Source organism: Dellaglioa sp. CoH-56-MRSF-14, from assembly GCF_056782115.1.
Genome location: NZ_JBXAYB010000008.1, coordinates 1 through 19,898, shown reverse-complemented (window position 1 = coordinate 19,898; position 19,898 = coordinate 1). Strand labels below are relative to the sequence as shown.

Here is a 19,898-nt window from a genome sequence, read left to right as displayed (position 1 = left end):
GGACATACAAAAATCCCTCCATGATTATCGGATGAAATTATATTATTTCATCTGACAACCATAAAGGGATTATTACATCACTCAATCTGAAGTTGTTGGAACCTTTTTAAGTTTTTCTTTAAGTCGCAATAAAAAATTTTAAGAATACTTGTGCAATACTAAAATAAATTAACACAGAAGTTAAATCACTCAATGTCGAAATAAATGGCCCTGATGCAACTGCTGGATCAACACCAATTTTATCCATTAAAATTGGTATAAAACTACCCGCTAAATTTGCCACCGTAATAGCGCACATCATTGCAAGTCCTATCACCATCCCGAGAACAAAGTTACCCTTCCAGAGTCCGACAATTAAAGTGACGGAAATACCCGTTACAACCCCAATTACTAATCCAGTGAAAACTTCACTTATAATTAGTCTAAGCACACTTTGTTCATTGTCATCTTTTACAGCTAGGCGTCGAACAGCAACAGCTAAACTTTGTGTTCCGGCATTACCGGCCGTTCCTGTAATCAATGAAATGAAGACAGCTAAAATACTTGCTTCACTCAGTAACCCTTCAAAATGACTAACTAAACTTGCCGTTGACATACCTAAAAATAATAACGTTATCAACCATGGCAAACGTTTTGATGCTGCTTTAAATGGATTTTCTGTTTGATCTTCAGTATCGACACCGGCCAAACCAGAGTAATCCTCAGCCGATTCTTCATCAATAACATCAATAATATCATCAACAGTAATCACACCAATTAATTGTTCATCATAATTTGTAACTGGCATTGCTAAAAAGTTATAATCCCGAATCATCTTGGCAACGTCTGCTTGATCGTCATCAGCTTTAACAGACATAACTGGTGTCGTCATGATATCTCCAATTAACGCCTTCTCATTACTCATTAATAAATTACGTAATGTTACAATCCCCATCAAACGCTGATCATTATTAATAACATAATCATAGTAAATTGTTTCCGCATCACTTGCTTCTTCTCTTAAAGTACGCATTGCAGAACTCACTGTTTGATCTGAGGTTATTGAGGCAAAATCAGTTGACATAATAGCACCAGCTGTCTTATCTTCATAATGCAGCAGACTTTTTATTTCATAGGCCTTATCTTTATCCATCAGACCTAAATATCTCGCTAATTTATGCTGATCCAGTTGTCCCAACAGGTCAACCTCATTATCAGTGTACATATTATCTAATAACTCAGCCACATACTTTAGAGACATTTCATCAAAATATTTAACAACATCTTCCGGATCATCTTCAGCGGCATCAAATGTGTCACTCAATTCCTTAGGCGTCAGGTACTGATACACCTTTTGGCGTTGCTCTTTATTAAGCACTGAAAAAATCTCAGCTTGCTCATAAACATGCAAATCTGTAAATTCATTGTGAAAATTATATTGTTGATTCTTTTCAAGCGAATCAATAATTTCTTCAGTTTTTATTTGGTTATATTTTTCTGTATCCACCATGATGAATACCTCGTTTATTTTTTATTTATAAATTTTTGCATATCCGATGCAAGGTGACTCTGAACATTTATCTGTTCATGTGTAAATGGTTGATAAAACTCAATTTCACTACAGTGTAGCGCTTGGCGTTGCATTGGCATAATTATATGCCCACCATACAATGTATCACCAACTAAGGGATGCCCTGTGGATGCAAAATGAACACGAATTTGATGTGTTCTCCCCGTATGTAATTGGATTTTATATTGACTAATACCTTTTACAGATTTCTCTAACCAATACTCAGTTAAAGCTACTTGACTACCTTCCCCATGGCCAACCTGCCTCTTAATGAATGATTCTGGATCACGCATAATTGGCTCATCAATTGTCCCATGCGGAGTTTCAATCTGTCCTTCGACAAATGCTGTATAGTACTTTTTAATTAGATGATTTTGTAACTGTTGATCCAATAAAGCGTGAGCAAATCGATGTTTAGCAAACAATACTAACCCACTCGTATCACGATCAAGTCGCGTCGCAATATGTGGAATAAAATCATTTAAATGTCGATTTTGATAATAGCCTGCGACACGATTAATCAAGGTATCCTCCGGATGTAAATATGAAGGAATTGAGGCAACATGTGCTGGTTTATTAATAATTAAAAAATCGCGATCTTCAAAAACGATATCAATTGGTACAAACGATTTTTTTAATTCATTTTTATTTTTCTCAGCTGGTAGAACAATACTCACTTTATCATTTGTTTGAATGAAGTCAATTGCCCACTGCTCGTTATCGTTGACTAATAGCTTACCACCACAATACTTAAGCGTTGCAAGTAATCGCCTAGATACACCTTCATTTTTCAGAAAAGTCTTCACTTTTTGAGGAGACGTCCCTGTATACTGCCAATCAATCTGCATAATCACTACCAATAAACGCCTCATTTACACGTTTCCAGAAATTATTATGTCGATATTTGGCAAAACAAATGTGTTCCTTCGCTATTTTATATTTAATTGCCTTAATTTGCCGATTATGATAGATTTCTTGGTCTATACTAAAAACAAAGTCACTGCTTTGTGTTGGTTTCAGTGTAATCCAATCATTTGAAGCCACAATAACTGGTGAGCTTAGCGTCCTAAACACACGATTGTTAATAGACGCAATTTCTGCCATTTGTATTGACTCGAGTTCGGGATGAATAACCGCTCCACCAACCGATTTATTATAGGCAGTAGATCCAGTAGGCGTAGAAATGCACAAACCATCTCCACGAAACTTTTCAAATAACTGATCACCAATATAAACATCCGTTACCATTGTATTGTTAATCCTTTTTAAGGTTGATTCATTTAATGCAAGAAATCTTTCTGATTCTGCATCAAAATAATCAACTTTAACATCTAATAATGGATAATTAATTGATTGTTTATTATCTGATTGGAGACTAGTAACTAAATCTGAAATTTCATCATCTCGCCAATCCGTATAAAAACCTAAATGCCCTGTATGTACGCCAACAAATCTAATGTTTTCAAGGTTATCTTGGTAATGTTTGAAAGCAGAAAGCAAAGTTCCATCCCCACCAACCGTAATCACAATTTCAGGATGACTATTATCAATTACGATATGTGCATCCGTTAGTTTTTGATACAGTTCTTTACCAACTTTTTGCGATTTTTCCCCATCATTTTCGAAAATAGCAACTTTCATTCGTAACCCTCTTTTCCTGACGCCCATGATACCTAATGTTTATTTTTTGTTTAAACCCTTACCATAAAATAAATGCTGCGCTTCTTGAATCTCTTCTCTAATTTCGGACATTTCAGTGTCTAATTTAAACGCAGCCTCTGCTGCCCGTTCGAGCCGTGCATTTAATTGGCTAGGAAATTCTCCTTGATATTTATAATTTAAAGAGTGCTCAATCGTTGCCCAAAAATTCATAGCTAACGTGCGAATTTGAATTTCAACAAGTACATTTTTTTCTCCATTTATCATTTGAACCGGGTACTTAAGTACAATATGATATGAGCGATAACCGCTCGCTTTTTTATTAGTAATGTAGTCACGTTCTTCTACAACGGTCATATCATTTCGAGAACGTAATAAGTCAACAACCTGATAAATATCATCAACAAATTGGCACATAATGCGAATACCCGCAATATCTTGCATGTCAGTTTCTAAACGTTCTTCAGAAATTTGACGTCGTTCAATTTTCTCTAAAATACTATCAACTGATTTAACCCGACTTGTCACAAATTCAATTGGCGAATGTTGACCAATACCCGTGAACTGTTTTCTTAAACCACGCATTTTTATTTTCATTTCTGAAACGGCCTGTTCATAGGGTCTAAAGAAATATTTCCAATCTTCTACCATTTTATCACTCTATTCTATTATTCAATTTACTCATCTCATTTTAGCATAAATTAGTGATTCAGTTCCGAATTAACCTCACAATGTTACCAAATCTTTCAAAAAACAAGTAATTTTAATAATATCTGTTATTAATTAAGTGTTAATAATTGAAAAAAAAAAAAAATTTGGTAAAGTGGTAATAGTTATTAAAACAGAAATGAAATCAAACCCCACACGATTTTAAATCTAATCACTATAATTGGAGGAGTACTCTTGCTAGAAATTTATTTATTTGTCAACCCATTAGGTACAAAATGCTTCAAATCTGAACAAAAGGTTTTAGACTTTATTCGTCTATCTCCCCAAAAAATCTCATTCCAATTTGTACCCATGTTAAACATCCAAACAGTGCACAATGTCATGATTGAAAAAAATCTTGATACACGTAACTTAGCGCTTCGAAATGTGTTATCTGGGTCAATTTACCAAGCCGCTTTAGATTATAAAGCAGCTCTTTTTCAAGGAAAAAAACGTGGACGTGATTTCTTAATGGCAATTCAAGCGGCTTTAGTTCAAGATAGCACTTGTTACTCAGAAGAGCTCATTCAACGAGTTGCTAAAGAAGTTAACTTAAACTGGGAAATGTTTAATGAAGATAGACATTCAGTGTTAGCAAAAAAATCATTTAAAAATGATCAAAAAATTGCCAATGATATGAACGTTACAATGCATCCCACAATCGTCATTAATAATATTGATGGTCTAGACTGTGGTGTATCCTTCCCAGATGCTGATTTAGTAGATATTTCGAAAGTTTGTGCTGGTGATTTTAATATTCAAAATGACTTACATCAAGCAATTAACCCTCAAAACCAACTATACGTTTTATAAAATAAAAATACGTAGCTTAGTTTTTTAACTAAGTTACGTATTTTTTATTTCTCTAAGATTTGAGGTAATAATGCCTCTAATTCATTCAATCTTGCTTCAAATACAGCAAATGCGTTAACTAGATATGCTGACTTAGTCATATCTACACCTGCTTTTTTCATGACATCAACTGGAAAATCTGAACTCCCAGCTTTCAAATAATTCAAATAGTTTTCTAATGCATCAGGTTTTCCACTAGTGATTCCCTCAGATAAAGTGGTTGCAGCAGCAAACCCTGTTGCATATTGATAGACATAATAATTATAATAAAAATGCGGAATTCTTGACCATTCCATTGCAATTTCTGGATCACGTTCTAAACTCTCTCCATAATATTTTTGATTTAAATCAGCATAGTATTTAGACAGTTTATCAGCCGTTAGTGGGTTTCCAACCGCGTCTTCCTCATGAATCCAATGTTCAAATTCTGCAAATTGTGTTTGACGGAAGATAGTTCCTTTAAACCCGTCTAAATAATAATTAAGTAAAAATGCCCTAACCTTAGGATCTGTTTGAGTCTTTAATAAATAATGTGTTAACGTATTTTCATTAGTTGTTGACGCAATTTCTGCTAAAAAAATTGGATAATCACCATACAAATAAGGCTGATTATGATGCGTATAGTAACTATGAATACTATGTCCCATTTCATGTACCAATGTATAAAGATTATTTACATTATTTTGCCAGTTTAATAACATATATGGTGCTGTATCATACATACCTGATGAATAGGCACCACTTCTTTTACCTTGATTTTCAACAACATCAATCCAACGGTTATCAAATGCCTCTTGAACATGACTTAGATAATCAGGTCCCATTTTATCTAAGGCTTTTAATGCCTCACTTTTCGCTTCATCATACGTGTAACTTAGTGCGGGTTCGCCTGTTATTGGTGTATATAAATCGTATGAATGTAATTTTTCAACTTTTAAAATTTTCTTACGTAATGCAACATAACGGTGTAACAACGGTAAATTCTTATTAACCTGCTCAATTAGTGTATTGTAGACAACTTCAGGTATCTGATTATTTGATAATGACGCATCTCTGGCACTTTTATAATGTCGAACTTGTGCACTATAGTTATGAACTTTAACATGGCTTGAAAGTGTTGAAGCTAGTGTGTTTTGAAATTGACCATAGACTTCATATAATTTTTTAAAGGCCTGTTCTCTAACACTTCTAGAAGTTGATTCTAGAAGGACCCCATAAATACCTTGTGATAATTGAACATCATTACCTTGTTCGTCTTGAACAACTGGAAATTTCAAATCAGCATTGTTCAGTATTTCAAACGTTTTAGAAGAGGCGCTAAATATATCCCCTGCTCCAGCTAAGAGCGTTTCTTCAGCATGCGAAAGGACATGATCCTTCTCCAATAATAAACTATCAAAAAAATGACGATAGCCTTTTAAATCAGGATTATCAGACATAAATTGCTTTAAAGTATCCTCTGGTATCGCAATAATTTCAGGTTCAAACCAAGAAATAGCAGCCGATACCTTAGCTGCCAAGGCGCCAGCCCTTGAATTTAAAGCTTGATATGTTGAATTTTCTGTATCTTGATCATTTTTTAAATTCGCATACACGTATACTTTTTCGAGCATCCGTTCAAGCGCCAAAATAGCTTCTAATCCACGTAACATTGTTGTACTATCTTGACTCAATGTACCTTTAAAGTTAGCGATAGTTACTACAGATTCTTCAATTTTTTTGTAATCCTCTTCAAATAATGAATCTGAACCATATATTTTTTCTACATCCCACGTTAAATTTTCTGGTACCTCTTCACGCTTTGGTAATTGCTTAGCTACTGTCATAAAAAGCCTCCGAATATCGTTTATTTACTCCTATAAGATAACATATTTTTAATCAAAATTTGAAATAAATGTATGCCTCAACTGTAAATTTTCCATTTTTAGCGATATATCACTGGACCATACAATCTGATTGTCAATTCGATAATTTTCGGATTCTTTAATTGGTATTAAAATATGATTTTTAATTAAACCCTTAATATATGCATTATTAACTTGTTTAATTGCTAGATGACCAACAAGTGGCATTTCAAAAAGAGTTTTTGTGATTTTTTGTTGCAGGTTAAATAATAACTCAAGCTCTTTTTTCGAAATAACATCAGTGGTATATTTTTGCAAATCTAAAATAACTCGAATTCTCCAAAAAAAGTCATCATGTCGATAGATTGGCGGAAGACGCGTCTGACTCAAGCAATATATCGGAAATCCCATAAAATAATATCGCTGCATGTAGCAAAAATCAATCTGTTGCTTTAAATAATGATTCAAATAATAACAATTTTTCTCTAACTTAGTCAATTGACGGAACAAGTCTGCTGGTGACAAATTCAAAGTTTTATTCCTACAATTATTTTTGATAAATACCATTAAGTCTGTTACATCATTAAATACTTTTGTGCAGTAACGAATACCATATAAATTTTCAAACCATAATTCATAATTTAAAATTAAACACTGTCGCTCAGTATCGATAAATACTAAGAAATAACCAATATTTTTATGGAAATTTATAAACATTGCTTGTTGTTGTGTTAATTTTTTATTTAAACGATGTTTCATCCCTAGAATCCAAAAAATACGATACCCATTTTGTTTATAACCGTCAGTCCTTTTGTTAAAATCTTTTAGCGTCAACGGACTGCATTGGTACTCTACGACTAACTGGCTATTTTTTAAATTTATTAAAACATCCGGTCGTTGCTTTAGTTTAGGCAAATATTGCTCAATATCTGCTCTTTTATGTCTTTTTTCTGCCCACATTTTAATTAAATTTTTCCCTGTGACATGTATTTTCGTTTCACCTTCTGAAAAAAAATGACATGACTTTTTAAAATGAGCAAAATGAGCTTGTTTTTGCGGGCCTTCTTTAAAGACAACACGCTCTCCGCAACCAGGACAAAAATATTTATTGTTTTGCTTAAAATTTATTGCGCATACCAACTCATCTACGTGTTCTTGTTTTGCAAATATCATTCAAATTACCCCTTGTTACAATTTAAATACGCAAAAAAACAAACTAACCTTTTTCGATTAGTTTGTTTATTTAAAGTATCTTCTTGCCTCAGAGAGTGCGTCAGATGACATAATCTTTTTACCACGTTCTTCCATAAATGGTCCTGTCGATGAGACAACCTGTGCATACTCTAATGCGACAGCTATATCATTTTCGATTGTTTCTTTTGTTGTATTATCTTTATCAAAAATTAGTTCTAAAAAATATTTATTTTGGACTTTAAATAAATTGCTTTGTGTATTTGTTGGTCTAAAAATTTTAGCTAATTGAATAAAATCTTCGAAGTCCCCAAATTCAAACATTCTTGTTTGAGCAGATTTTTTATAACCCGATCCAACAGTATCTTGTGAGTCATTGTCACTGTCTTCAAGCTCAGCTAATCTATCTTTTATAAAGCTTCCTAGATCATCATTCTCAGATAAATCAGAAATGTTTATTTCTTTCGGATTTTGCGTCTCGTCTGGCTTTCCACGACTGATAAATAACTCCAAGCCATCTCGATTAGGTAATACCTGGAAGGTAACTGCTTCATTATTTTCAAATTCATGTTCCGTGTCTACTTCGCGTAAAATACTATAAAAGAAATCTTCAATTTGAGTTCTATTACCTAATAAATCTAAAACAGTAATACCTCTTTTAGATAAATCTTCATCTTCAACTAAAACACGAATTGTATTTTCATTTATTTTTTCCATTTTCATTACTAATCACCCATCTTTCTGATAACTTGACCTTAATTCTATCTAAAATTTACTATTTGTAAAGTAGTTTAAACTAAATAAAAAAAATTCAGGAATGCGTCTTCCTGAATTTTACCATGTTACCTTATTAAAAACTAATGTTTCAATATTATTTAATTTTAAATTAATTAAAATCCAGCAAGTAATTGTGCCTTTTGTAATTCTAAAGCACGTACATCCCTTGGTAAGAAGCGACGAATTTCGTCTTCGTTATATCCAACCTGTAATCGTTTTTCATCTAGAATAATAGGACGACGTAATAAACCAGGATTATCTTGAATTAATGAGAATAATTCTTGAAGTGGTAAATCGTCTAAGTCCATATCTAGTTCCTGATAAACTTTTGAGCGTTTAGAAATAACTTCTTCTGTTCCATTTTCAGTCATTTGCAAAATTGTTTTAATTTCATCAATGTTGAGAGGCTCAGAAAAAATATTACGTTCTTGGAATGGAATATTATTTTCCTTAAGCCATGCACGTGCTTTTCGACAAGATGTACAACTTGGTGAAGTATATAAAGTTACCATATGCGCTCTCTCCTTTTAATAAAAAATTTATCAATTCCTATAAAACAATTGTAACTTATTATCAAACAAATTACTACCATTTTATTAAAAAAATTTACTAATTAATATTTTTACTAATAATACATTTAATTCATTTGTGTTCATTATTAAATGATTAAATGACATCATTTTTGATATTGTTTTTTATATTTCGAGTATGATATTACATATATTTTATAGTTATTATTATTTATTGAATGAAAAATAATTTGCTATCTCAATTATTTAATATACTTTACACTCGATATATACTTACTAAAAGTACGTAACACGCACTTAATCGTTTATTTGCAACAATCTTATCATTATTTTATTTTTCAAAAAAAAGATACATATTGTTAAAAAAATTTAACAATATGTATCCGATTACAAAATTAGTTCTAAATATTTTTTTGCGAGTATTATATCGATATTATTGCCAGCTGATAATTCAGCTTGTTCTTTTAATAATTCGTGGGAACCATTTGCTGGTAAATGCGTTAAAATTAATCTTTTAGCATTATTTAAACGAGCAAACTTTCCAGACTCGGTAGATGTCATATGCCATTTTTTGCCAATTTTATCATCAAAAAAGTTTGTATCGGTCATTAATATATCTGCATTTTGACTAATTTCATTTAATTTTTCGTCATACGCCGTATCAGCTGTAAAAACAAAGACCTTCCCAGTTGCCCGTTCCGTTATTCTCATAGCATATGTAGGCACTGGGTGAATTGTTTCTAAAAATTCAAAAGTAAAAGGCCCAATGTCTATAACTTCTTTATTCTTATATCCTATTCCAATTGTCGCATTTGCCCAAGTTAATTTTGCTAATGCTTCTTGATCAATAGATGGCCCATAAATAGGAAGTGGTTGCTTCACTTGTTCACCGTTAATCTGCCAGCTATACTGTAAAACGCCGACATCTGCGATATGATCCTGATGATAATGTGATAAAACAACTGCATCTAACTTCAAGGAATCTAGTTTAGGTTCTAGACTAAGCATTGCTCCACTTCCACAGTCCAACAATAAATTAAAACCATTACTCTGAATTAAATATGAACTAGTTCCAACTGTATGGGCAGGATAACCCCCATAGAATCCTAAAATTGTCAACTTCATTTTTAATTGTCCTTCCTGTTACTTTTGACTCTATTATACCTTTTTTTGGGCTATACTTAATAATGAATTAAAGTAAATGGGAGATGTATCTTTGTTAAATCATATAAACACAGCATTAGGCGCTGAATATTTTTTAAAGTCTATAATTCGAAATAATCCATCCCGATCATTTATTCTACTTAATCCAATTAATAAGTACAATAATTCTTACTTATTAGACACATCAGATGATAATTCTATTTTCTACTCTGGATTAGACTTCCGTGTTCGATATCATGTAGGAATGGATTCATGGCAAGGTTTTTATCATTTTAAATATATTACTTTGAGCGATGAAGAAAGTAAAGTTTACTTAGCTCAAGTACAAACTTTTATTAATGAACAAACAAAACCAACTGGTATCATTTCTTTTTACACATTACAGTCTTTATCTAAAGGTTATAATTATGTTTTTTTAACAATTTGGAAGCAACAATCTGATTTTATTAATTGGCGTAAAACGTCAAATTATAAACAGTTAAAGTACTATGAAAGTGAGTTTCAAATTACTCCCATAGACGCAGTGTATTCTGTTAATGAATTAATTAATATAAAAGATTAATCCAATTAGTTAAAAACAATCCGTATTCCACAAACGATATTAATAGCTAATTAATGACTCAAACAAGTCATTAATTAGCTATTTTTTTACAATAGTTATTCCCCAAAAATGTTTAATTTCCAACCAAAAAATAGCCTAAAAAGTTTTCTAACTTTTAGGCTATTAATCATTTAACCGTTCTTAAACTCTGTTATTTATTATCCGATTCAACACTCTCACGGTAATTAAAAATAAGCCTAAATACATCACATAGAAGGTCCCCCAGAAGAAAATGAGAACATTTAGGTTAGGTTGATCAAATAATGCGACATAAATATTAAAAGTAAATATTGCTTCTATCGATCCTAAAATAACCGGAATTAAAAATAAACTGGCTGTTTGCTGATAAATAATTCGCTTAATCTCTTTTTTGGTCACACCTAGACTTTGCATTAGTGAATAAGTTTTTTGATTTTGTCTAAGATCTATCATTTGTTGTAACATTAAAATACTACAAGTTGCTAATACTAAAATAATACTAATAAAACATGCTATATAAATATAAAACCCATCTAATTCGTTAACATTTTTTTCAACTTGATTTCTCACACCCAAATTTCGATAATGGTAGTTTGACTTAATTTGATTAGAAAATTTATAACGGACATTCGATAATGTTGTCCCTGTCTGCTGCAAATAGGTCTGTTCTTTAGATTGATTATCTAATTTATGTCCGAAATCATTTTTAGATTGTGCAAATTCCTGATAATTTTTAATATTAATAGCTGTAAGTCCATATTTTGTGTTGCTATCAACACGTTTGTAGACACTATCTTTAACAATTAACAAATTTTGAATGTAATGTATTTCACCATACGGAAACGTACTTAAGTATGTTTTTATCTTTAATTTGTTCATTGATTTTTGCTTAAATTGAATGAGCTGGTTATCATCATTAATTTGATATCTTGCTAACTTGTGTAAAATCATAACTGTCTCATTCGATTTAATCTTAATCGGTTCTAAATCATCTTGAATTTTACGCGCATGATTATAATCTGTTTCTGACATTATTGTAATTGGCACAATTTTAGCTTCACTTTGATTATTTGCTTTTAATTGAACACTTGTTTTCATCGGTACAATTTTAAGATGTCCACTTACTTGCTGTTTCACTATTAAATTGTTTTGTTTTAATACTTTTTTTACAGTTTTTAAATGATAATCGTCCGTAATAAAATGAGCTGGTGCCACTTGATCAATTGTTTTTTGGGAATATGAATACAACGTAGCCACTCCAATAAATACAGATAAAGAGAACATTATTAATAAAGTCATTAAACTTAAGATGACCTTATTTTGTCTTAAACTGACTTTTAAATTAGAAAAAGCAAGTAGCCTACCACCCCGATACATAAAATGTCGCCATTTTTGTATCATACTTATCATTATCGGCACCAAATAATTAAAAATCAAAAGAGTCCCTAAGATAATCATAATTGCAATAATCAATACTGCTAAAAAATAATCATTTTTACGTAACCAAACATTAAAAATAGGTCCCAAATTTTCAAAATTTACTGCCATAAATAAAGGTACAATAATAAAAAAGATACTAATGATAGCCATAAATCGTTTAAATGGTCCAAATTTTTCGACACTGGCATTATCACTATTTTTAAACAATGAAACTAATTGTTTACGATAAATAACACTTGCATTAACAGTTGACATCATTAAAAAGATAACGTTAAAGATAACTATTGTACTAATTAAACTATGCCAAGATATAATAATATTGGTATCTGCCACAATAAACATAGCCCTCAACAAAATCATAGCAAATAATTTAGAAAAGATCGCACCAACCACTAAACCAATCAGTAATGCTATATTACCTAGAATTAAATTTTCAATAAATAGCATTGTCGCAATTTCTTTTTTTTTCACTCCAAGAAGATGGTAAACAGCAATTTCTTTTTCTCGCCGTTTCGCCACAAAAAGATTAGTGTACATCATGAAACAAGCAATAAAAATCAAAATTAAAAAACTACTAATACGTAAAGTAACAGAAATTGGTAACTCTACGCGCGCATTTTGTGTTAACTCTTTGTTAATTGACATTGACAAAAATGAAAAATAAACTGTAACTGCTATCGCACTAGCAATAATGTAAATTAAATAATCCCATAAACTGCGCCAAATACTTTTAAAAACAATATTCACTAGTGGTTTCATTGCTTTCCCCCACCAATAGCTGCTTGCATATCAATTATTTTTTGGAAAAATTCTTTTCTAGAGCCATCTCGCCTAATTTCGGCAAAGATATTCCCATCTTTAATAAAAATAATTCTTTTACAATAACTAGCTGTAAATGCATCATGAGTTACCATCATGAGCGTCATCTTTTGCTTTTCATTCACGTCTGTTAAATACTTCAATAGTTCCGTAGCTGCTTTTGAATCTAGACTTCCTGTCGGTTCATCTGCGAATAACATTTTGGGTGCCGTTATAATAGCTCGTGCAACTGCAACCCTCTGCTGTTGACCAATTGAAATTTCATTTGGAAAATGTTTTAAAATATTATTTAAATTTAAAATATTAGCAATATTAGCAAGTTTTGCCTCAATTATTTCTACATTTACTTTATCCAATGCTAAGGGCAAAATTATATTTTCCTTGATAGTCAACGAATTAAGTAAATTAAAATCTTGAAAAATAAACCCTAACTGTTGTCTTCTAAACTCAGACAATTTTTTTTCATTATATTGTGTTATATCCTGGTTATCTATTCTAACATGTCCAAAAGTTGGCTTATCAATAGTCGACATCATATTTAATAACGTCGTTTTTCCTGCACCAGATGGTCCCATAATACCAACAAATTCTCCTGAATCAATTACAAACGAAATATTATCAATTGCAGTCGATCTATTAAACTTCATTCCATAAATTTTTTTAACGTGATCTACTTCAATAAATGTCATAATTTCATTTCTCCTATTACCAAGTATTATCCTATATATAGGATAATTACGCCAATATTTATTTACGCTTTTTATCTATTTGAATTTAATGCTAAAAACCGGTATTGTAGGGTAAATAGTTCTTACTTTAAAGAGGTGATAATATGTTTAGTATAATGATTGTTGAAGATGATAAAACAATTGCCAACATTACTGCAGATAGTCTAGCAAAATGGCGATTCAACCCTATTTTAATTAATAATTTTAGTGAAATTGATCTTGAATTCATTGAAAAAAAACCACATTTAGTTTTATTAGACATTAATTTACCCGATTTTGATGGCTTTTACTGGTGTAAAAAAATCCGTGAAATATCAAATGTACCAATTATATTTATCTCAAGCCGAAATACCAATATGGATATGGTTATGGCAATGAATATGGGTGGCGATGACTTCGTAAATAAACCTTACTCAATGGAAGTTTTAGTTGCAAAAATTTCTGCATTATTACGACGCACTTACAATTACGCAGAAATGGGACCAGAAACACTCGAGCATAATGGCCTTTTTTTGAATTTACAAAATGGAACTGCAAAATTTAACGATAAAATTATTGATTTATCAAAAAATGAGTACCAGTTACTGCAATATTTAATGCGTCAGACAGGGAAAATTGTTAGCCGTGAAAAATTACTTCGAGAACTCTGGGAAGACGAACATTTTGTTGATGACAATACGTTAACCGTTAATATTAATCGCGTTCGTAAAAAAATAGCACAAGCTGGATTACCCAATTTTATCGAGACAAAGGTAGGACAAGGTTATCTTATCCCTTAGGAGACACTAATGACATTTTTTAAGTACATTTCAGATAGAATTACAACAATCATCTTTTTCCTTCTAGTTATTCTCTTAATTAATCTTGTATTGTGGTTTGATCCATTCCATAACATTGTTTTATCTACATTATTATATATAGATATTCTGGTAGTTATTATATCAAGTATTTTTGTTGTAACACGTTACTGGATTAATCATCAATGGTACCAAAAATTTAAATTACCAATTGATCCAGCAACAGCAGATTTATTGATTCCTATTAATGGTGCACATTCCAATGAACAACGTTTATATCAGGGTTATGTTAATGCCCTATTAAACAATCATCAAATACAAATAAATAATATCTTGTCTAAACAACAAGAACAAGAGGATTTTTTAAATGCTTGGATTCATGATATTAAAGTTCCCTTAGCTGCTATTCAGTTACTAATTGAAACATCTGATGGCAAGCTATCTGAAAAACAAGTCATGCAAACTGAAATTGAATTAAAAAACATTGAAAATTTTGTTGAACAAGTGATTTATTATTCTCGTTTAGATAGCTTTTCAAATGATTATTTAATTCAAGATGATTCACTAAAAAAAGTAGTTAATCTTGTCATTCGGGATAATATGAACTTATTTTTTTCAAAACATATTCGTTTCGTTTTTAACAGTACAGATATTTCCGTTCTAACTGATTCAAAATGGCTACGTTTTATCTTAAATCAAGTGATTACCAATTCATTAAAATACACACCAAATAATGGTGAAATCGTTATTTCTCTTAAAGATACTGAAAAAGAAACGATATTAGCCATTAAAGATAATGGCATTGGTATCCCGAACGCAGATTTAGCTCGCGTTTTTGACAAAGGATTTACCGGGAATAACGGGCGTCAATTCAACCAAAATGCAACCGGATTAGGCCTTTATTTAGCAAATCAACTAAGTCAAAAATTAGGTCACCAATTAGAAATTGAATCTCCAAAAAATGAAGGTACTACAGTTAAAATTATATTTCCTAAACTTTCTTATTATAATGATGAAATGGGCGAAATTCTTCGCTAGGAGGGTCTATCATGTTATCAGAAATTGAACTCGGTTTTACAAATATTAAAGATATTGATCCTAATATTATTGTAGATTTACGCTATGCTACAAAAGACAACTTTACTAACCAAATTATTTATGACTTTTCTACAGCAATCGCTAGAACAGGAACAGCTAAGAAACTTGGTATCGCAAGTCAATTACTCAAAACTCAAGGCTATCGTTTAAAAATTTGGGACGCCTACAGACCAGTCTCTGCTCAAAAAAAATTATTTGACGTTTATCCCGATCCTAATTTTGTAGCGAAGCCAAATCCTAATTTCAGTCATCAAAAAGGCGTGACATTTGATTTAACTATCTGTGATATGGATGGCCACGAGCTTAACATGCAAAGTGAATTTGACGACTTTTCAGAACGAGCTGGAAGAAATTATAAACGAACACCTCAACAACAAATAAATTACGATATACTAAATAACGCTATGATAACTGCTGGTTTTATCGGATATTCTGAAGAATGGTGGGACTATAGAGATTCTGATATGAATGACTATTCACCACTTATCGCGAATCCAAATGATTATTAAAAAAACTTGTCACAACACCTTACATACAAGGTATTGTGACAAGTTTTTTATCTTAACAATTTATCCCAGAGAATAACTTCACCCGCAATTAATGATTTTTGAACATCAATAATTCTTTGATTTGAGCTACCTCTAAATTGCAAAGTTAAATCTTTTTTTGGTAATTCGAATCGACCGTCGACTAAAATATCAATCTTTGAAAGTAATTCAAGTTTATCATCAGATTCAAGCATTAATTCATCCCATGTATAACCAGTCCAAGACCAGATATCTTTCGTCCATCCATAAGTATCATGAATACGATTCACTAAGCTTAAACAAACCTGCGTGTTAACAAAAGGCTCTCCGCCTAATAAAGTTAATCCTTGGCAATAGTCTTCGCTTAAATCAGTTATTATTTGATCTTCAAGCTCTTTTGTATATGGTGTCCCATATCTAAAATTTTGCGCTGCCTTATTATAACAACCCGGACAAGCAAATAAACAGCCACTAACGTATAAACTACAACGAACCCCTTCACCATCAACAAAATTAAATGGTTTATAAGATGCAATATACTGTTGGCTTAACTCACTGGCAATCCATTCTTTAGGTTTCGGATTTCGTGGTGCTTTAACTCTCTTTTGTCGTTCCATCATCAACCATTCCTAAAGTCATATTTTTAACACGAGAAGCAATTTCTTTATGACGTCCATGAACCATCGGACGTTGCTGTGGATTACCTAAGTATCCACATGTCCTTTTAACAACATCACATGTTTTTGGATCATGATTTTGACATTTAGGGCATTCAAATCCTCGTTCAGTTGGGTTAAATTCACCATCAAAACCACATTTATAACAATGATCAATAGGGGTATTAGTTCCTAAATAGCCGATTTTATCATAAGCCCAATCCCAGACTGCTTCTAAAGCCTTAGGATTTTGACGTAAATTTGGGTATTCACAGTAATGAATAAATCCACCTGATGCATATTTAGGATATTCCATTTCAAACGACAATTTTTCAAACGGAGTTGGATTTTTCCTAACGTCATAATGAAAACTATTTGTATAATATTCCTTTTCTGTAACATCTTTAATTTCACCAAATTTTTCAGTGTCTAATACACAGAAACGATCTGTTAAGGATTCACTAGGAGTTGAATAAACACTAAAATGATAATCGTATTCATCTGACCAATCTGTACAATACTCCTTGAGGCGTTTAACGATGTCAATCGTAAAATTATGCGCCTTTTCATTTTTTTCCCAATTAGGTCCAAAAAAAACAGTTCCAACTTCATATAGTCCAATATAACCTAATGAGACCGTAGCGCGACGATTCTTGAATAAATCATCAACATCTCCGTCTGCTTTTAACCTTTCGCCAAAAGCACCATGTTGATATAGAATGGGTGCATTCTCTGGGATAGCTTCCTTGACACGGTTAACTTTAAAGACTAATGCCTCTTTACAAACCTGCATCCTCTCTTTAAAGATATCCCAAAATAAATCAATATTACCTTCGGATTCCAAAGCAATTCGTGGTAAATTAACTGTAACAACGCCTAAATTCATACGCCCAGAATTGACTTCATTACCATTTTTATCTTTCCATCCTTGCAGAAAGCTACGACAGCCCATAGGTACCTTGAAACTGCCCGTAAGCTCTTTTATCTTGTCATACATTAATATGTCAGGGTACATTCTCTTCGTAGCACAATCAACAGCTAAGGCCTTAATATCGTAGTTAGGGTCCCCATGTTTAAAGTTTAAATCCTTTTTTATTGTAAATACTAATTTAGGAAATATTGCCGTACGATGCTCACGACCTAATCCTTTTATTCTAATTTTTAAAATTGAGATTTGAATTTCTCGTTCAATCCAACTTTCACCCAACCCAAAACCTAACGTAGTAAACGGCGTCTGTCCTTGCGAAGAGAATAAAGTATTGATTTCATACTCTAATCCTTGCATGGCATCATAAATATCTTTGCTTGTTTTAAGTTTAGCAAATTCTATCTGTTTTATTGGATTCCCAATCCATACTTTTGCATCTATTAAATGCTTCTTATAATTTAATTCAGCAAATGGCGCTAGTAACTCATCCACCCTATCTGCAGAACAACCACCATACTGACTTGAGGCTACATTAGCAATAATTTGTGCCATTTGCGCAGTTGCGGTCTGAATTGAATGAGGACTTTCAACTTCAGCATTTCCTATTTTAAATCCATTTGTTAACATCTCTTTAAAATCAATCAGACAGCAGTTAGTCATAGGACTCCAGGGTGTGTAATCTAAATCATGATAATGAATTGAACCACGTAAATGTGCTTTAGCTAGTGATTCAGGCATTAATTTTAATCCCAAAGTTTTACCCACTGTCCCAGCCGTCAAATCACGTTGTGTATTGAATACATTGCTATCCTTATTAGCATTTTCATGAACAATTGTATCATCTTTATTTAATAATTTATCCAAACGACCAGCTGGATCAGTTTGCTCTTTCCACAATTTTTCATCATTTATTCTATATTCCTGAAAGCTATCCAATGCATCACGGTAGCCTAATTCACGATATGTAGCTATAACTAAGCCATACATCGTTTGGGCATTAATTTTTTGATAATTACTTAATTTATGTAATAGTAATTCCTGATAGCTTTCTTGATTTTTTTTACTATTTAATCGACGCAAAGTACTACTTAAAACTTTACGTAATGCAAAATCAACTTTTCGACCATCACGCTTTTCAAATATGTCAGGCACTTGCATATCTAACTTTACCTCTACTTTTTTCATAAGTGACCTTCCTTTTCTTACAGCAATAAATATATGTTACTTGATTATCCTCTTAAAAACAACAATATATAGTGTACAACAATATATACTATCTATATATTGTTGTACACTATGATTTACTATCAAGATGTTTGAAATGTAATTAAAAAGTTAGACGTATATATATCAGTTAAAAAATTATTATATGATTTCAATACCAGAATATTTTATACACTTAAAAATTTATACCAAAAAAACTCTAATTATTAAGTGATTAGAATTTTCATACTATTATCCACCAACAACAGTTGACGAAGAGCCAAAAAAGTTCAACAAAAGCTCAACTTTCTATAATTTCGTATTATTCTTCATAATTTAGCGTACAAAAAAAGCCCAATCAATGGGCTTTCATGTTTTCTAATACTCTCTATAATACTTAATAATACCGGTGATCGGGGTCGAACCGATACTCCATTGCTGGAACTGGATTTTGAGTCCAGCGCGTCTGCCAATTCCGCCACACCGGCATAACTCGTGTAAGGCGGTAACCGGATTTGAACCGGTGATGAAGGTTTTGCAGACCTCTGCCTTACCACTTGGCTATACCGCCATATTAATTATTACTTGATATAACCTTATAAAAGGCGACATGTGGGAATCGAACCCACGCGTGCCGGAGCCACAATCCGGTGCGTTAACCACTTCGCCAATATCGCCAAAACAAAAAATGGCAGGGGTAGTAGGAATTGAACCCACACTGACGGTTTTGGAGACCGTAGTTCTACCTTTAAACTATACCCCTATAAAAAATGGAAGAGAGTGGATTCGAACCACCGAACCCGAAGGAGCGGATTTACAGTCCGCCGCGTTTAGCCTCTTCGCTACTC

At 32.1% G+C, this 19,898-nt stretch carries 18 protein-coding genes and 4 tRNA genes; 5 read left to right on the top strand and 17 right to left on the bottom strand.

The features are described from left to right. Positions 1-118: 118 nt before the first annotated feature. The 4 genes from mgtE to yjbM are packed head-to-tail and all read right to left on the bottom strand — an operon-like array spanning position 119 to position 3,859. Positions 119-1,486 carry a magnesium transporter gene (gene mgtE, locus AC1RPX_RS07470; RefSeq protein WP_481761981.1) on the bottom strand — a complete coding sequence of 456 codons (1,368 nt, stop codon included), beginning with the start codon at positions 1,484-1,486 and terminating at the stop codon, positions 119-121. Between the two features lie 17 nt (positions 1,487-1,503). Next, entirely contained in the window at positions 1,504-2,397 is an 894-nt protein-coding gene (locus AC1RPX_RS07465) for an RluA family pseudouridine synthase (protein WP_481761982.1), read from the bottom strand. Next, positions 2,387-3,190, bottom strand: a complete 804-nt coding sequence (locus tag AC1RPX_RS07460) for an NAD kinase (RefSeq protein ID WP_481761966.1) — start codon at positions 3,188-3,190, stop codon at positions 2,387-2,389. The genes AC1RPX_RS07465 and AC1RPX_RS07460 overlap by 11 nt, the downstream gene beginning before the upstream one ends. Positions 3,191-3,229: 39 nt before the next feature. Further along, positions 3,230-3,859 carry a GTP diphosphokinase gene (yjbM, locus tag AC1RPX_RS07455; RefSeq protein ID WP_481761967.1) on the bottom strand — a complete coding sequence of 210 codons (630 nt, stop codon included), beginning with the start codon at positions 3,857-3,859 and terminating at the stop codon, positions 3,230-3,232. A 252-nt stretch (positions 3,860-4,111) separates the two neighbouring features. Here yjbM and AC1RPX_RS07450 point away from each other — a divergent pair, with 252 nt between their 5' ends. Next, positions 4,112-4,729: a DsbA family protein gene (locus AC1RPX_RS07450; RefSeq protein ID WP_481761968.1), complete on the top strand. Its 618-nt coding sequence runs from the start codon at positions 4,112-4,114 to the stop codon at positions 4,727-4,729. Positions 4,730-4,773: 44 nt separating this feature from the next. On the opposite strand, the gene pepF is transcribed toward AC1RPX_RS07450, so the two are convergent. The 5 genes from pepF to AC1RPX_RS07425 all read right to left on the bottom strand — a co-directional run bounded on the left by pepF (position 4,774) and on the right by AC1RPX_RS07425 (position 10,235). Next, on the bottom strand, positions 4,774-6,594 hold the full coding sequence (gene pepF, locus AC1RPX_RS07445) for an oligoendopeptidase F (RefSeq protein WP_481761969.1): 1,821 nt from the start codon (positions 6,592-6,594) through the stop codon (positions 4,774-4,776). A 48-nt stretch (positions 6,595-6,642) separates the two neighbouring features. Then, complete coding sequence (locus AC1RPX_RS07440; protein WP_481761970.1) at positions 6,643-7,785, bottom strand: competence protein CoiA; 1,143 nt, start codon at positions 7,783-7,785, stop codon at positions 6,643-6,645. Between the two features lie 66 nt (positions 7,786-7,851). Then, positions 7,852-8,526 (bottom strand): adaptor protein MecA, encoded by a 675-nt coding sequence (locus AC1RPX_RS07435; RefSeq protein ID WP_481761971.1) that lies wholly within the window; start codon positions 8,524-8,526, stop codon positions 7,852-7,854. 167 nt (positions 8,527-8,693) lie between these two features. Beyond that, positions 8,694-9,092, bottom strand: a complete 399-nt coding sequence (spxA, locus tag AC1RPX_RS07430; protein ID WP_481761972.1) for a transcriptional regulator SpxA — start codon at positions 9,090-9,092, stop codon at positions 8,694-8,696. Between the two features lie 405 nt (positions 9,093-9,497). Continuing rightward, a complete protein-coding gene (locus AC1RPX_RS07425; RefSeq protein ID WP_481761973.1) occupies positions 9,498-10,235 on the bottom strand; it encodes an MBL fold metallo-hydrolase in 738 nt (245 codons plus the stop codon). A 91-nt stretch (positions 10,236-10,326) separates the two neighbouring features. Here AC1RPX_RS07425 and AC1RPX_RS07420 point away from each other — a divergent pair, with 91 nt between their 5' ends. Further along, positions 10,327-10,836 carry an antibiotic biosynthesis monooxygenase gene (locus tag AC1RPX_RS07420; protein WP_481761974.1) on the top strand — a complete coding sequence of 170 codons (510 nt, stop codon included), beginning with the start codon at positions 10,327-10,329 and terminating at the stop codon, positions 10,834-10,836. Positions 10,837-11,016: 180 nt separating this feature from the next. Here AC1RPX_RS07420 and AC1RPX_RS07415 read toward each other — a convergent pair whose 3' ends face one another. Together AC1RPX_RS07415 and AC1RPX_RS07410 are read right to left on the bottom strand one after the other, a co-directional pair. Further along, entirely contained in the window at positions 11,017-13,053 is a 2,037-nt protein-coding gene (locus tag AC1RPX_RS07415; protein ID WP_481761975.1) for an ABC transporter permease, read from the bottom strand. Beyond that, complete coding sequence (locus tag AC1RPX_RS07410) at positions 13,050-13,805, bottom strand: ABC transporter ATP-binding protein (RefSeq protein ID WP_481761983.1); 756 nt, start codon at positions 13,803-13,805, stop codon at positions 13,050-13,052. The genes AC1RPX_RS07415 and AC1RPX_RS07410 overlap by 4 nt, the downstream gene beginning before the upstream one ends. 140 nt (positions 13,806-13,945) lie before the next feature. Here AC1RPX_RS07410 and AC1RPX_RS07405 point away from each other — a divergent pair, with 140 nt between their 5' ends. The 3 genes from AC1RPX_RS07405 to AC1RPX_RS07395 are packed head-to-tail and all read left to right on the top strand — an operon-like array spanning position 13,946 to position 16,245. Beyond that, positions 13,946-14,620: a response regulator transcription factor gene (locus AC1RPX_RS07405; RefSeq protein WP_481761976.1), complete on the top strand. Its 675-nt coding sequence runs from the start codon at positions 13,946-13,948 to the stop codon at positions 14,618-14,620. Between the two features lie 9 nt (positions 14,621-14,629). Beyond that, entirely contained in the window at positions 14,630-15,676 is a 1,047-nt protein-coding gene (locus AC1RPX_RS07400) for a sensor histidine kinase (protein WP_481761977.1), read from the top strand. 11 nt (positions 15,677-15,687) lie between these two features. After that, positions 15,688-16,245 (top strand): M15 family metallopeptidase, encoded by a 558-nt coding sequence (locus tag AC1RPX_RS07395; RefSeq protein WP_481761978.1) that lies wholly within the window; start codon positions 15,688-15,690, stop codon positions 16,243-16,245. Between the two features lie 47 nt (positions 16,246-16,292). Here the strand turns inward: AC1RPX_RS07395 and nrdG are convergent, their stop codons facing one another. From nrdG to AC1RPX_RS07365, 6 genes are all read right to left on the bottom strand, one after another. Beyond that, a complete protein-coding gene (gene nrdG, locus AC1RPX_RS07390; RefSeq protein ID WP_481761979.1) occupies positions 16,293-16,883 on the bottom strand; it encodes an anaerobic ribonucleoside-triphosphate reductase activating protein in 591 nt (196 codons plus the stop codon). Beyond that, positions 16,858-19,032: an anaerobic ribonucleoside-triphosphate reductase gene (gene nrdD / locus AC1RPX_RS07385; protein ID WP_481761980.1), complete on the bottom strand. Its 2,175-nt coding sequence runs from the start codon at positions 19,030-19,032 to the stop codon at positions 16,858-16,860. Before nrdD ends, nrdG begins: the two co-directional genes overlap by 26 nt. Before the next feature lie 422 nt (positions 19,033-19,454). After that, a tRNA-Leu gene (locus AC1RPX_RS07380) sits at positions 19,455-19,538 on the bottom strand. 12 nt (positions 19,539-19,550) lie between these two features. Further along, positions 19,551-19,621, bottom strand: a tRNA-Cys gene (locus AC1RPX_RS07375). Between the two features lie 33 nt (positions 19,622-19,654). Continuing rightward, a tRNA-His gene (locus AC1RPX_RS07370) sits at positions 19,655-19,727 on the bottom strand. Between the two features lie 12 nt (positions 19,728-19,739). Further along, positions 19,740-19,813: transfer RNA gene (locus AC1RPX_RS07365), tRNA-Trp, on the bottom strand. Between the last annotated feature and the right edge of the window lie 85 nt (positions 19,814-19,898).

What these genes read in the sequence shown, in the direction of transcription:
- AC1RPX_RS07465 (WP_481761982.1), bottom strand. Translation starts at nt 2,397, where the DNA reads ATGCAGATTGATTGGCAGTATACAGGGACGTCTCCTCAAAAAGTGAAG.
- AC1RPX_RS07460 (WP_481761966.1), bottom strand. Translation starts at nt 3,190, where the DNA reads ATGAAAGTTGCTATTTTCGAAAATGATGGGGAAAAATCGCAAAAAGTT.
- yjbM (WP_481761967.1), bottom strand. Translation starts at nt 3,859, where the DNA reads ATGGTAGAAGATTGGAAATATTTCTTTAGACCCTATGAACAGGCCGTT.
- pepF (WP_481761969.1), bottom strand. Translation starts at nt 6,594, where the DNA reads ATGACAGTAGCTAAGCAATTACCAAAGCGTGAAGAGGTACCAGAAAAT.
- AC1RPX_RS07440 (WP_481761970.1), bottom strand. Translation starts at nt 7,785, where the DNA reads ATGATATTTGCAAAACAAGAACACGTAGATGAGTTGGTATGCGCAATA.
- AC1RPX_RS07435 (WP_481761971.1), bottom strand. Translation starts at nt 8,526, where the DNA reads ATGAAAATGGAAAAAATAAATGAAAATACAATTCGTGTTTTAGTTGAA.
- spxA (WP_481761972.1), bottom strand. Translation starts at nt 9,092, where the DNA reads ATGGTAACTTTATATACTTCACCAAGTTGTACATCTTGTCGAAAAGCA.
- AC1RPX_RS07425 (WP_481761973.1), bottom strand. Translation starts at nt 10,235, where the DNA reads ATGAAGTTGACAATTTTAGGATTCTATGGGGGTTATCCTGCCCATACA.
- AC1RPX_RS07415 (WP_481761975.1), bottom strand. Translation starts at nt 13,053, where the DNA reads ATGAAACCACTAGTGAATATTGTTTTTAAAAGTATTTGGCGCAGTTTA.
- AC1RPX_RS07405 (WP_481761976.1), top strand. Translation starts at nt 13,946, where the DNA reads ATGTTTAGTATAATGATTGTTGAAGATGATAAAACAATTGCCAACATT.
- AC1RPX_RS07400 (WP_481761977.1), top strand. Translation starts at nt 14,630, where the DNA reads ATGACATTTTTTAAGTACATTTCAGATAGAATTACAACAATCATCTTT.
- AC1RPX_RS07395 (WP_481761978.1), top strand. Translation starts at nt 15,688, where the DNA reads ATGTTATCAGAAATTGAACTCGGTTTTACAAATATTAAAGATATTGAT.
- nrdG (WP_481761979.1), bottom strand. Translation starts at nt 16,883, where the DNA reads ATGATGGAACGACAAAAGAGAGTTAAAGCACCACGAAATCCGAAACCT.
- nrdD (WP_481761980.1), bottom strand. Translation starts at nt 19,032, where the DNA reads ATGAAAAAAGTAGAGGTAAAGTTAGATATGCAAGTGCCTGACATATTT.